Here is a 12,431-nt window from a genome sequence, read left to right as displayed (position 1 = left end):
ATTGGGGGATGGGGCGGGGTAGGTGGAATAGATTTGATAACTTTTAGAAAGTTGGCGGATTGTGAAATTGTATTATTTTTATCTGAATGAAATTCTATTTTGTGATAAACAATCGGAGTGAAAAAAATAACGCATTTTTTAGAGCATCAAAGTTGTCCGGTTGTTGACGGGATTATTTTTTCTGATTCTACCATACAGCTATTTGAAGTAAGTAATACTTGGGCACCTCTATATAAATTTGAGGTGCAAAAGGCAGCTACAACTTCAATTAGCGAACTTGAAGCAAAAGGCGAGCTTTTTTGGGCGGGTTGTGGTATTTTGGGTAACTATACAAATCGTGAAAGGGCACTAAAAGTAGTTTGTGGCGAAGTTAGTTATGGCAGCGATGGCTTTATCGCCGTAATAAATTTGGCCACTTGGCATACCGTGTGGATCGCTTATTTTACCTCTTCAAATCCGTTTAGTAAAGTCAGCTTAGAGCAAAATCAAGTGATTGCACATAGCACGTTAGGTTGTGTTTGGAGATTAGATATTGACGATCCTGTCAAGGTGGAGGTAACTTGCGAATAGAATGGTGCTTAGTTAAAGGAGTTTTTTAAAGAAAGATAATAATGGCGTTCCCTGCGGGCCGGGCTATCCGCTGCAAATCCTCGCCCTTGCATTTCCGCACGGGGCAACCGCGCGGCTGTGGGTTTTCCGCTTCTATCCCTAACGCGGTTTTGGGTTACATAAAAATGAGTATATTGCTATAAATTATAACCTTCATGCGCCGCCTTGCAAACGCCTTTGTTATCATTATTGCTTCCGTTGGTTTATTGACATGTTCACAACATCCAAAAGAAAAAGCCCAAAACCCACTTGCAAAACCATCCCAATCCCAACTCAAAAACATCACCTATACCAATACCGCCAAAGTTATTCACGTATTTGTTGCCCTTTGCGATAATAAATACCAGGGCATAGTACCCGTACCCAAGGCCATTTTTAACGGGCAGGACCCGGAAACCAACTTGTATTGGGGTTGTGATAACGGCGTGCGCACTTATTTTAAAAAGAGTAAGGATTGGCAATTGCTTAGCAAACGCAAAACAAAAGGTTTGATAATGGAGCGGCTGGTTTTTAAGCACCGCAGCAAAAATGCATACCTGATAGCCGATGCCTGGGATGGCCGCGCTATAGAAAAAACTACCGAAGACTTTTTGTTCGGTTGTTCGGGTCAGCTAAAAGATACTGTGCATGCCGATGGTAAGGTGATAGGCATAGGCGGCAATGCACAGCTGTTGGCTTACATAGGGCACGACGGATTGATGAATTTTCGGCTGGCGGATAAGTTCCATAACGCAGATGGTAAAACCCGCGACGCTATTATATTGACCTGCATCAGCAAAAGTTATTTTAAACCTTATATATCTACCGCCAAAGCCAACCCTTTGGTTTGGACTACCGGCTTAATGTGCCCCGAAGCTTACACGCTGCATGATGCCATTACCGGTTACCTGAACAACGAAAGCCAACAGCAGGTGAGGGGGCGGGCGGCTGCAGCTTATGCCAAATATCAAAAATGTAGTGTAAAAGTGGCAACTAATTTATTGGTAGCGGGCTTGTAATTATTGTTCCCGATTCTGCAGTCCCACCGTTTTGAAATGTAGCATCACTAATAATGTTATCAAAACGCCAACTGTGCCGTAAACCGCGTCAATTATATCGGGTGTATTTAAAACCGGTATGAATAACTCAACCACAAAGTTTAATACTATAGCGACCATCCCCAGCCATAAAACAAATTTATAAGGCGCACCCTGTAATAACCATATCAGCGAAACGGCGCTCATTAAAATAGCCGTAATAATAAAGTTGGAGGTATGGGTGAAAACCTGGTGGAAATGTTGCTGGATAATTGATAGCTTTTTTATAGATATCAGCATGATGTTGAACATCAGCCATGCATAATAAATTACAATACCTTTGGTATTCGCGGTGTATTTTAAAGATAGTTTAGCCATAAGGTATCGCCGAGAAAGGTACAAAACTAAATCCACCCTAAATATAGTTGATACCTAATGGTGAAATAACTGTAATATGCCATATCAATCAGTTACTTTTGACCAAACACCTATAACTCATTAGATGAAAAAGATCTGTTACCTATTATTGTTTGTACTTACATTATCCGTATCCGCCAGAGCCCAAACGGGTTGGGTAACCCAAAAACTGGATGATAAACTTTCAGTAAAATTCCCATCGGCACCGGAGAAAATCACTAAGAATGGTGTGGAAGGCTACACTCTGAAAGCTAAAGATAGCGTTGGCTACATCGTTAATTTTTTAGATTTTAAGCAGGTAGCCAATTTAGATTCCGCCGGCTTAGCGCCAATGAAAGATAAGCAGGAATTTGCAGACCAACTGGGCGCTGGTTTGGCTTCGGCAACCAAAAACTACACCTTTGGCAATGTAACCATAGGCGAATGGAAAAGCTATACAACCTATAGTATGACGGGCACCGAAAATACTACCAAGGGCACTATAAGCATACGAATGATATTGATAGGCAGTAAAATGTATTCCCTATCGTGCCGGGTGCCCGCTAACCTGGTAACAAAAAATAGCGATCTCTTTTTTGCGTCGGCAGAGGTGTTGAAATAAACAGGTTTAACTCCCTTCTATCGTTTCAAAGCCCTGTCTCTCTGCCTTTTTTAGATCGAAGCTTCAGATTTGTCAACTTTCAAAAAGTTGACAAATCTAACCAGAACCATATCCTCGCCCAATCGTTACAATTCTGAAAAACGGAAGGCGAAATTTTGTTTAAGTTTGCCCCCTCAAAAAGTAAAGGGTTTTGAAGCAGCAAAAACAGATCATCTTATTGTCGCTTGTTACCGGGGTGGTACTCATGGTAATGAAATTTGCCGCTTACTTTTTAACAAACTCCAACTTTGTACTTACCGATGCTGCCGAAAGCATTGTAAACGTGGTGGCCAGCAGCTTTGCTTTTTACAGCATTTACCTGGCATCGCTCCCGCGCGACGAGAACCACCCCTACGGGCACGGCAAGGTGGAGTTTTTCTCGGTATTTTTAGAAGGCGCACTTATCGGTATTGCCGGCGTTATCATTATCCTGAAATCTGTTTACAGCTTCTTCAATCCCGAAGTTATCCGCGATTTGTTAACCGGTGCAGTTATTATAGGTATAACCGGGGCTATAAACGGAGGGCTGGGCTATTACATGATACGCAAGGGCAAATCGCTCCCTTCCATGACTATCGAGGCCGACGGGCATCACCTGCTTACCGATACCGTTACCAGTAGCGGGCTGGTGATTGGCTTGCTGCTTATACATTTTACCAATATACTCTGGCTGGATAGTGCGCTATCTATTATGGTAGGGCTTTATATCATATATACGGCTTACAAACTCATACGCCGGTCGGTAGCCGGGCTAATGGACGAAACCGATTTTAATATTGTAAGCGATGTGGTGAAGCTGCTGGGCGAAAAACGCCGCTACGAGTGGATAGATATACACAACCTGCGCGCGCAGAAATACGGTAACGAACTGCACATCGATTGCCACCTTACCCTGCCCAATTACTTCGACCTGAATAAGGTGCACGAGGAAGTGAAACTGGTAGAACGCCTGATAAACCGCGAGGCCGGCATCAAAACCGAACTATTTATACATACCGACCCATGCCTGCCCAACTGCTGCCACTACTGCGGCATGCCCAATTGTCCCATCAGATCGGAAGCGAAAACCGAGGAAATTGAATGGACCATGGAGATGGTGATGCGAAATAAGAAACACTATGAACAGTAAGCAATTTTTTAACGTACGCGTTTACGGGCTGCTGATAAACGATAATAACGAAGTACTGATAAGCGACGAGCAGGAGTACGGTATGCAATTTACCAAATACCCCGGCGGCGGATTAGAGTACGGCGAAGGATTGATAGAGGGGCTGAAGCGTGAATTTGTAGAAGAATGCAATGTGGAGGTAGAAGTGCTGAGCCATTTTTACACTACCGATTTTTTTGTGAAATCGGCTTTTAACGATTCGCAGATCATCAGTGTTTACTACATCGTGAAAAACGTAACCCCGCTAAACCTCGTATTTAAAACCGAAGTTTTTGATTTTGATGGCGAGGGCGAACTGCTGCAATCGTTCCGCTGGGTAAAAATAGCAGATTTAACGGCCGATACCTGTACTTTCCCCATCGACCAACACGTTACTAAACTTTTAATGCAAAGCCTATGAGCTTAGTAGAACGCGACCTTGCCGTTATATGGCACCCCTATACCCAAATGCAAACCGCGCAGCCACCCGTGCCCATCGTTCGTGGTGAAGGCGCTTGCCTGTACTCGGAAGATGGCACAAAATATATTGATGCGGTATCGAGCTGGTGGGTAAATATCCATGGGCACGCGCATCCGTATATCGCCCAAAAGGTAAGCGAGCAATTGTACCAACTGGAGCACGCTATTTTTGCGGGCTTCACCCACGAAAGGGCGGTTCAATTGGCCGAACGCCTGCTGGCCATACTACCATCTAACCAAAAAAAAGCCTTTTATACCGATGATGGGTCTACAGCAGTAGAAGCAGCGATAAAAATGTGCCTGCAATACTGGCACAACAAAGGCGAACAACGCACCAAAATACTGGCATTTAATAATGCTTACCACGGCGATACCTTTGGTGCCATGTCGGTAAGCGGGCGGAGCGTATTTACGGCTGCGTTTGATAGCCTGTTGTTCGAGGTGGAGTTTATAGACCTGCCGAATGCGGAGAATATGGAAAGCCTTAAGTCGAAAGTCTCGAGTTTGAAGTCTGAGTTGTCCTGCTTTATCTTCGAGCCTTTAGTTCAGGGATCTGCGGGGATGATTATGTATGATGCGAAGTACCTGAACGAGTTGATGGCGCATTGCCGCGCGGAAGGCATTTTGCTGATAGACGATGAGGTTTTTACAGGCTTTGGCCGCACGGGCAAAAACTTTGCCTGCGAATATGTAGATGTGCAGCCCGATATTATGTGCTTTTCTAAAGGCATTACAGGCGGTACTATGGCGCTCGGGCTTACTACCTGCACACAGCAGATATACGATGCCTTCCTCTCTGCCGATAAAATGAAGACGCTTTTCCACGGGCATTCGTACACGGCCAATCCCGTAGCTTGTGCCGCGGCATTAGCGAGTATGGATCTTTTTGTACACCCCGATACCCAACAAAACATTGATAGGATAGCCGAAAAGCACACCGCCTTTGCCGAAAGCATTAAAGCCCACCCTAAAATAAAAAGCACACGCCAAACGGGTACCATATTGGCAATGGAGTGGGAAACAGGCAGCAGCACATCGTATTTAAGCGGCCTGCGCGATACGCTTTACCATTATTTTTTAAACAAGGGGATAATTATGCGCCCCCTTGGCAACATTATTTACATTTTACCGCCGTATTGTATTACCAATGCGGAGCTCGATTACATTTACCAAAGCATCGGCCAGGCGCTCGATGAAATTTAACTATGGAACTTACTACCATTCTACCTAAAATTATAGCCAAAAACCGCTTACACGCCCGCTGGCTTAACACGCTATCGCTGATGGAAAACACCGGCGCGCGCAAAATATCTGCCGGCGAAGACCCGGTTAACGTAACTTACATTGTAATAAAGCACGCTGCAGAAGAGCATCGCCACGCTTTCTACCTGAAACGCCAGATAGAAAAAACCGGTATAGAGTGCCCAACTTACGCACCCGAATTTTTGCTGGCCCCTGCCGAAAGCAAATACTATCTTAACCAGTTGGATATTGATGTGTGCCGCTACCTTAAATACGGCATGAACCTCACCGGGCGCGAATTACGCTTTGCCGCCTACCTGCTGGTTACCTATGCCATTGAAGTACGCGCCGACGAGCTTTACCCCATCTACCAAAATGCATTGGATGATGTGCAAAGCAAAGTGAATGTAAAGTCTATCATCCTGGAAGAAGAAGGCCATCTGGAAGAAATGATGAACCAGCTAAAACAGTTCTCGCCCGATTGGGAGGTACACGCCCAAAAAGCAGTAGAAATGGAAAGCGCATTGTTTGCCAAATGGGTAGATAATTTGGCTGTGGAAGTGGGGTAGGTTGCGGATGTGCAGGTGTGCGGATCTCAGATATGCAGATAAAGCTGCTTTTCTTTGGTGCAATTTAGAACCAGCTGGCGAGAAGTACTAACAAGTTCAATTCCCGCTCTGAGTACTTGTAAATTGCCGTCGGGCATAACTGCTATTTTTATTCTAAAAGCCACATTTTCTTAATTTTCTGAAAACTAATGTTATATTTATGGGTGTAGTCTGCCCATTAATGAACAACAGCCTCTATGCCCGTAATGGTTTGGCTTTAGCAATGTATAATGCCCAGGATAGTTAAGTTACTTTTTTTGCTGTTGCTTTTTGCCTTGCCGCTTTTGTTGCTACCGCGTTTGTCGGCTATTGCGATGGCTTCAACCGGGGGAGCGAGCTCGGATACCTTATCTGCCATATTGCACGATAAAGCTAGCGACATGGAGAGCCGTGCTGTATCGCTAATTTATGCGCGGTACTTAGGCAGCAACGCTTTTGACGGAAAGCTACCCGCCTTAACTGATACGCTTGCCAAGTATCAGATAGAGCATGGTGAAATGTATGTTTCGTTGGCCGGAGCCTTGGTTAACCGGCGCGAGTCGCATTACAACGAAGCCCGGCAGTTGCTGTTAAAAGGAATTGAGCACGCCACAAAGGCCGATAACCTGTTTTTTCTGTATTATTTCCACCTCAACCTGGCCTATGTTGAAACAGATACGGGTAACAGCCTCGATGCCATACTGCATTATCGGGAAACCCGCCGTTTAGCGGGCATGATGAATAAACCGCAGCTACAGGTAATTACCGATATTGGCCTTTCGGATATTTACATGCACCTACAATTGTATGAACAGGCGCTGAAATACCTCGACGAGGTGGATGCCTACAGCAAAAGTAATAAGGCTGACACCCGGTCGCCGGCATTTGTAGCGGTAAACAAAGCCGAAATATTTTTTAAGCTCGGCAATAAAGATTCGTTGGATATTTACCTGGGCAAATTTAACACCTTATACAAGCGTAATTTTGACGAACAAAACGCTTTGACGCGGCTTAAATACTTTAGCCTGATACTCCATAACCGCCCGCAGCAGGCCGTGCCGATCATAAAAGGCCTGTTGGCAACCCGGGGCGAATATTATAAAAACAACGATAAATTTTACCTGGCGCAATGTTATTATAGGTTAGGCAAGCTCGATTCGGCTACGAATTTGTTAGGCGCAATGGTGGCAAACCCCAAACTGGAAACATCAGAGCTCAGGATAAATTCCTATAAACTGTTATCGCAAATATTGGAAGACGGAGACGATTATGCTGCGGCTAACAAATACAACAGAATGGCGGCCGAAGAATCTGAGGCCTCGCGCAAAAAAATGGGGCAAATAGTTGATGTAGTTTCGCAAATACGGATAGACAGAGTAGAGGAAATAAACGCCGCCCGCGACGAAATTTATTCAAAGCAACGCACCATTTTAATATTTGCAATTATTACCGCTTGCCTGGGGCTGGTGGCCGGCGGGCTTTTTTATTACAGCATAAGGCAAAAGCGCAGGTACGAAAAATTATTATACCAAACCAAAACACAGGAGCTTGCCTTTATACACTCGCACGAGGTGCGCCGGCATTTGGCAAATATATTGGGGCTGTGCGTGTTAGTTGATGAGGTAAACCCAAGCGGCGAGGAGTTAAAAAAGTATTATGCCTACTTTAATGAGTCGGCGCAGGAAATGGATAAAGCACTTAAAAGCATTGAAAAAAAACTTACCGAATAGATGAGCAGCAATGCTGGCCAAAAAACAAAACCCCGGCAATTTTTAAATCGTCGGGGTTTTATACTTTAAAGCAGGCCGGGTTTAGTTACCGCCGCCGCCGCGCATAGCGTTAAATTCTTCCATGGTAATACGGTCGAAATCGGCGGGTATACGAAAGTAACCTTTAGGTACAGCTTGCTCTGTAACGCTTTTCAAGGTAACCTGTGCTGCCTGCCCGTTCTGGAACGAATAGTATTGTACAGGTACGCCGCCGGCTTTTTCGTAAAATTTGCTGTTGGCGCCCAATGGTAGGCTGATGTCGTTAGTTACCCAAATATCATAGGTTTTGTTGTCCTGCGGGTTGGTAGCAACTACTTTTTTGCAGTTGAAGCCGTTGATAACTTTTGTTTCGGTAGTTGGGGCAAAAGTTAGTTTCGGGAATTTTCCTGTCTCTTCTTCAATTTCGGCAGGGGTGGCAACCGCAGCAATTTTTCTTGATGCTACCGGTATATCAACCAAAAAAGCCATAAAAGTAGATTTTGAATCGGTGATTACCTTAATAGAAGCAGGTCCGGTGGCAAATTCCAAAGCAGCCGAATCTACCGTGAAGTAGCTTTTTGCGTCGATAGCCTGGCCCATAACGTTCATAGACACTATGGCAAGGCCTTGCTTATAAGCTTTTTGGGCGCTGGCGGTAAAAGCAGTTGCGGTAAAGGCAAGGCCCATGGCAACGGTAAATAATTTCATCTTCATGATGTTTTTAGTTTAATTAAGTTAAAGTGTGTGGGTTAACTAAGATGCAAAATATTTATAATAAATAAAATTATTACTGTTTAGATGCGATGCTGAATGATTTGTTACGCTTCAATATCCTACAATTTACGGGAATGTTTTTCAATTTATCAATATAGGCATCGCTATTACTGCCGTCGGCAATTAAAACCAGTTTGCTCAATTGCCGGGTATCAATCCTTACGTTATTGCTAACATACAAATAGCTAACACCCATTTGCTGGGGGATAGACTTTAGCGGCCACATTTGGTTTAACAGCAGTATCCGTATATCAATAAACTGAACGAGGTTTTGTTGTTTAATAAACCACGGACGATGCAACGTATCATTAAGCCCGATGATGCTATACCGGGTTATCCGCATACTATCCAACCCGGGTTGCACAGCGTATTGAAAGGCCTTATCGGTATCAGCCAAATTAGTAATTACTACACCTTCGGTGCCGTTTCTGAAAACGATGCCAGTGTTTTTGCGCAGGTTTAAAAACGTTATAGATCGCGCGCCATCCGCCCGGAACTTTTTCAGGCTGATACTCATACAAAACAACAGGGAAGTGCTTAACGATACAAATAGAAACCACCTCCGCTGCATATTATACATAAAGTAGAAAGCAGCGATAATGATTACATATAGCAACAGATGCTCGCACCGGGTAAGCCATATTTTACCAATGCTTGCAAAGGGGACGTGTTCAATAAAAGCGAGCGCTTTGTTCATTAACAAAATGGTATGCTCTAATAAAAAGCCCAGCGCTTTAGAAAGGTAAGGCACCTGTGGTAATATCAGCAGCGCCGTTCCCGCATACATAATAACCGCAACGGGTAAAACAATCAGCAGGTTACTCAATAAAAAGTACACTGGCGCCTGGTGGAAATAATAAGCACTCAACGGGAAGGTGATCACCTGCGCTGCTATAGATACCGAGCAGGCCATCCATATTTTATCGGCCCATGTATTTTTAAAATAGAGCCAGTTGTATACAATCGGCTGAAACACTATCAGTCCTACAACCGCAAAGTATGACAGCTGAAAGCCTACGTCGGTAAGTAAATAAGGATCGTAAAGCAGTAGGATGAATGCCGAGCAGGCTAATATATTGAGGCTGTTGATATACCTCGCAAAGGTCCGCCCGCAAATAACCATGCTAATCATAAGTGCCGCACGGTTAACGGCCGGCGAAAAGCCCGTAAGCAGGGCGTAAACCCATATCAATACAATAATGGTGATTGCTTTAATAATGTTGCTGCGCGATGCCCCTTTGCGCAAACCCAGCGCCCATGCCAGCAAGCCGTAAATAATGGCCACGTGCCCGCCTGATACAGATAGGATGTGGATAGTTCCCGTTTTAGAGTAAGCTTGCAGCACATCGTTGCTCAAATCGGCCTTATAACCCAATATCAGGGTGGATGCTACTGCAATAGCAGTGGTATCGCTCATATTGGCCCGCAATTTGGCAACCAGGTTTTGACGGGTTTTTAAAGCATAGGCAATTATAGGGTTGCCGCATCCGCCTTTTGTAACACGGTATTGTTTGGTGTATAAATAAGCTTGGTGGTAAATGTTTTTATTGGCCAGATATTGCTTGTAATTAAACTCGCCGGGGTTATAGGGCGGCTCAACTTCGGCATACTTAGCGGGTATCAACACTTCCGCGCCGTAGAACAGGTTGGCGGCTAATTCATCTTTAATAGAGAGCAGTAGGGCTCCGTTGCTCGGGCTGCCTTTACCTTTATCGATGCTTTGTACCACATCGGCACTGAAGCGTACTACATCGCCTTTAACCTTCGGTTCCGAATTGATATGCACCAACAGGTATTTGGCAGATTGTTTAGAGAAATGAATATTGCTGTTTAGTTGGTTATGCTGTACGGTAATCAGCCATCCCGCCAGGAAAAGGATAGCGTAAATGAGTAAACTACCTGTCCAACTATTTTTGTATAGCTGGAGCCTTCGGTAAGCTATATTGAATACGACAAATAAAGCGATAAGTATTAGGGCGGAAACGCCCAAAGTAATGGCTTTAGCAGTAGGGTAGCAGAGCCCAATGCTTATCCCTGCCAAAAAAGGCAGCAACAAAATCACTACAGGAATTTCGCCTTTATGCTTAGCTATCATACACGGGTTACCCGGTCCTGCATCGAGGCAGAACGATAAGGTTTACGCATTAAAAATAGCTTATTGGGAGGTAGCTTACAACTGGGAATGTTGGAAATCGTAAGCGTGCGCTATGTCGCGTGGCTAATTCAACTCACCCCGGGTCGCTATCGCTGCCCGACCCTCTCTTTCTGCGAAAAAGAGGGTGGGAGAAATTTTTTTATGAAGGATTTAGAACGTGCAGCTCACCCTCTTTGCGAAGCAGAGAGATTCTGTGTTAACTGTCAAGTATTCTTTTTAATTTTGTTTCATTAAGGCGGCTTTATGCCAGCCTGTTTAGGGCAGTCCGTCATTGATGGCTGCCCTAACCCATTTATAGGGTTTTGATATTTTCAACAGACCGGTGTACGTGTTTTTTATCATAAGGCTTGTTGGTAACCCATAGCGTATAAACGAGTTCCAATAGCCGTCTTTGGACCGCTACTGCTGCTTTCATTTTTATCCCATGTTTCGATACCAGCCTTACATAGATAGCTTTAAAGCGTTCATCTACACGAATGGCTGTTAAAGCAGGCATATGCATTGCTTTACGCAAATGACGGTTCCCCTTTTTTGATATCTTAGGCTTCTTCTTTACAGATGTCCCCGACTCCTTTTCTTCCACATCCAACCCACTGTAGCCTATCAATTGCTTTTTGTTCCGTACCAGGTCGAACCCATTCGTTTCGGCTACTGCTATTACCACGGTAAGCCAGCCTATTCCCGGCGCTGTAGCAACGTTCTTTATCCTTGCTGCCAGTTCCTTATCTTGTTTTATCAATCCTGCTATCTCTACCTTTATCTCTTTTTCCTGAATGTTGCATAGCCCGATTCGCTGTTCAAGCCTGGCAATGCTATTCTCATTCGGGAAAGCTTCGGCTTGCTCTGCATGCAGTTGGTTCTTGCTTACTGTACGCTCTGCTACTATTTGGTCCCGTTCGCGCGTCAACTGCTTTAAGTCGCGGTATACCTTTTTTGGCTGTTGCCATAGTTCGTACTTCCTCTCCAGCCCGAACTGGCAGATAGCCTGCGATGCCGTTTTATCAGTAACGGTCTTCAGGTCAAGGCTCTTCATATAGTTGCTCACCTTGTTCGGCAGCAATATGCTTACCTCATGCCCTTGCCCTGATAGATGGTAAGCCAGTTTCTCGTGGTAAACGCCTGTCGCTTCCATAACATAACGTACCGGGACTTCTTTGTTTGCCCTTTGCTTTACCCATGACTCCAGCGCTTTAAAGCCGGAGGGCTTATTTGCGAACTGCCTGAATGCATAAACTTCTTTCTCCGCAGTTTCATCCATCCTGCCAAGGGAAACTACTAGTTCGTTTTGTGCTACGTCTATCCCTACAACCTGTTTTAAAATGTTTGCCATCGTTTCCTTTTAATAAATTATTAAAAGTGAAAACCCAACTTCGCCTTTTCTCCTGCTGGATATCCTGGATATACCGCTATGCAATATTCCTTACATTCTGTTCAAGCGCCAATGGGTAAAAAGGAATGAGGCAGCTTCTCTCTGTCAACATACCAACAGGTTGTTTGGGTCGTCATCTGCTCTCATCCCTCCTCACTTTCGAATACAAATCTATTTGCTTATATTCTAACAGCAAACATAGGAGGGTCGACAAGCGATAGCGGTGTCGGGGTGAGTCAACTCGCCG

Annotated in this window: 13 protein-coding genes; 8 read left to right on the top strand and 5 right to left on the bottom strand. The window is 44.6% G+C overall.

Going from position 1 to position 12,431, the window contains the following annotated elements:
• Nucleotides 1-117 precede the first annotated feature (117 nt).
• Nucleotides 118-570, top strand: coding sequence for a hypothetical protein (locus tag BC343_RS12155; RefSeq protein WP_078348061.1), 453 nt, complete (start codon nucleotides 118-120; stop codon nucleotides 568-570).
• A 194-nt stretch (nucleotides 571-764) separates the two neighbouring features.
• Nucleotides 765-1,607, top strand: a complete 843-nt coding sequence (locus BC343_RS12150; RefSeq protein ID WP_202909783.1) for a hypothetical protein — start codon at nucleotides 765-767, stop codon at nucleotides 1,605-1,607.
• On the opposite strand, the gene BC343_RS12145 is transcribed toward BC343_RS12150, so the two are convergent.
• The gene (locus BC343_RS12145) at nucleotides 1,608-2,003 is read right to left on the bottom strand and encodes a hypothetical protein (protein WP_078348060.1); all 396 of its coding nucleotides are present in this window, start codon (nucleotides 2,001-2,003) and stop codon (nucleotides 1,608-1,610) included.
• 124 nt (nucleotides 2,004-2,127) lie between these two features.
• On the opposite strand from BC343_RS12145, the gene BC343_RS12140 reads away from it, so the two are divergent.
• From BC343_RS12140 to BC343_RS12120, 5 genes are all read left to right on the top strand, one after another.
• Nucleotides 2,128-2,643, top strand: a complete 516-nt coding sequence (locus BC343_RS12140; protein WP_078348059.1) for a hypothetical protein — start codon at nucleotides 2,128-2,130, stop codon at nucleotides 2,641-2,643.
• Nucleotides 2,644-2,833: 190 nt separating this feature from the next.
• Nucleotides 2,834-3,811 (top strand): cation diffusion facilitator family transporter, encoded by a 978-nt coding sequence (locus BC343_RS12135; protein ID WP_078348058.1) that lies wholly within the window; start codon nucleotides 2,834-2,836, stop codon nucleotides 3,809-3,811.
• Nucleotides 3,801-4,250 (top strand): NUDIX domain-containing protein, encoded by a 450-nt coding sequence (locus BC343_RS12130; protein WP_078348057.1) that lies wholly within the window; start codon nucleotides 3,801-3,803, stop codon nucleotides 4,248-4,250. The genes BC343_RS12135 and BC343_RS12130 overlap by 11 nt, the downstream gene beginning before the upstream one ends.
• Entirely contained in the window at nucleotides 4,247-5,512 is a 1,266-nt protein-coding gene (gene bioA, locus BC343_RS12125; RefSeq protein ID WP_078348056.1) for an adenosylmethionine--8-amino-7-oxononanoate transaminase, read from the top strand. The genes BC343_RS12130 and bioA overlap by 4 nt, the downstream gene beginning before the upstream one ends.
• A 2-nt stretch (nucleotides 5,513-5,514) precedes the next feature.
• The gene (locus BC343_RS12120; protein ID WP_078348055.1) at nucleotides 5,515-6,120 is read left to right on the top strand and encodes a hypothetical protein; all 606 of its coding nucleotides are present in this window, start codon (nucleotides 5,515-5,517) and stop codon (nucleotides 6,118-6,120) included.
• A gap of 256 nt (nucleotides 6,121-6,376) precedes the next feature.
• On the opposite strand, the gene BC343_RS31010 is transcribed toward BC343_RS12120, so the two are convergent.
• Nucleotides 6,377-6,517 carry a hypothetical protein gene (locus BC343_RS31010; protein WP_162276861.1) on the bottom strand — a complete coding sequence of 47 codons (141 nt, stop codon included), beginning with the start codon at nucleotides 6,515-6,517 and terminating at the stop codon, nucleotides 6,377-6,379.
• 1 nt (nucleotide 6,518) lies between these two features.
• On the opposite strand from BC343_RS31010, the gene BC343_RS12115 reads away from it, so the two are divergent.
• Nucleotides 6,519-7,868: a tetratricopeptide repeat protein gene (locus tag BC343_RS12115; protein WP_162276860.1), complete on the top strand. Its 1,350-nt coding sequence runs from the start codon at nucleotides 6,519-6,521 to the stop codon at nucleotides 7,866-7,868.
• Between the two features lie 81 nt (nucleotides 7,869-7,949).
• Here BC343_RS12115 and BC343_RS12110 read toward each other — a convergent pair whose 3' ends face one another.
• The 3 genes from BC343_RS12110 to BC343_RS12100 form a co-directional block, all read right to left on the bottom strand.
• The gene (locus BC343_RS12110; RefSeq protein WP_078348053.1) at nucleotides 7,950-8,600 is read right to left on the bottom strand and encodes a hypothetical protein; all 651 of its coding nucleotides are present in this window, start codon (nucleotides 8,598-8,600) and stop codon (nucleotides 7,950-7,952) included.
• A 73-nt stretch (nucleotides 8,601-8,673) separates the two neighbouring features.
• Complete coding sequence (locus BC343_RS12105) at nucleotides 8,674-10,755, bottom strand: ComEC/Rec2 family competence protein (protein ID WP_078348052.1); 2,082 nt, start codon at nucleotides 10,753-10,755, stop codon at nucleotides 8,674-8,676.
• Nucleotides 10,756-11,107: 352 nt separating this feature from the next.
• Nucleotides 11,108-12,145, bottom strand: a complete 1,038-nt coding sequence (locus BC343_RS12100) for an IS110 family RNA-guided transposase (protein ID WP_078347728.1) — start codon at nucleotides 12,143-12,145, stop codon at nucleotides 11,108-11,110.
• Between the last annotated feature and the right edge of the window lie 286 nt (nucleotides 12,146-12,431).

It is taken from the genome of Mucilaginibacter pedocola, from assembly GCF_002013915.1.
GTDB classification, from domain to species: domain Bacteria; phylum Bacteroidota; class Bacteroidia; order Sphingobacteriales; family Sphingobacteriaceae; genus Mucilaginibacter; species Mucilaginibacter pedocola.
The sequence above is the reverse complement of the archived record's forward strand: the minus strand, read 5'-3'. Positions and strand labels throughout refer to the sequence as shown.

Coding starts and splice junctions, on each gene's coding strand:
- BC343_RS12150 (WP_202909783.1), top strand. CDS start 765: ATGCGCCGCCTTGCAAACGCCTTTGTTATCATTATTGCTTCCGTTGGT.
- BC343_RS12145 (WP_078348060.1), bottom strand. CDS start 2,003: ATGGCTAAACTATCTTTAAAATACACCGCGAATACCAAAGGTATTGTA.
- BC343_RS12140 (WP_078348059.1), top strand. CDS start 2,128: ATGAAAAAGATCTGTTACCTATTATTGTTTGTACTTACATTATCCGTA.
- BC343_RS12130 (WP_078348057.1), top strand. CDS start 3,801: ATGAACAGTAAGCAATTTTTTAACGTACGCGTTTACGGGCTGCTGATA.
- bioA (WP_078348056.1), top strand. CDS start 4,247: ATGAGCTTAGTAGAACGCGACCTTGCCGTTATATGGCACCCCTATACC.
- BC343_RS12120 (WP_078348055.1), top strand. CDS start 5,515: ATGGAACTTACTACCATTCTACCTAAAATTATAGCCAAAAACCGCTTA.
- BC343_RS31010 (WP_162276861.1), bottom strand. CDS start 6,517: ATGGCAGATAAGGTATCCGAGCTCGCTCCCCCGGTTGAAGCCATCGCA.
- BC343_RS12110 (WP_078348053.1), bottom strand. CDS start 8,600: ATGAAGATGAAATTATTTACCGTTGCCATGGGCCTTGCCTTTACCGCA.
- BC343_RS12105 (WP_078348052.1), bottom strand. CDS start 10,755: ATGATAGCTAAGCATAAAGGCGAAATTCCTGTAGTGATTTTGTTGCTG.
- BC343_RS12100 (WP_078347728.1), bottom strand. CDS start 12,145: ATGGCAAACATTTTAAAACAGGTTGTAGGGATAGACGTAGCACAAAAC.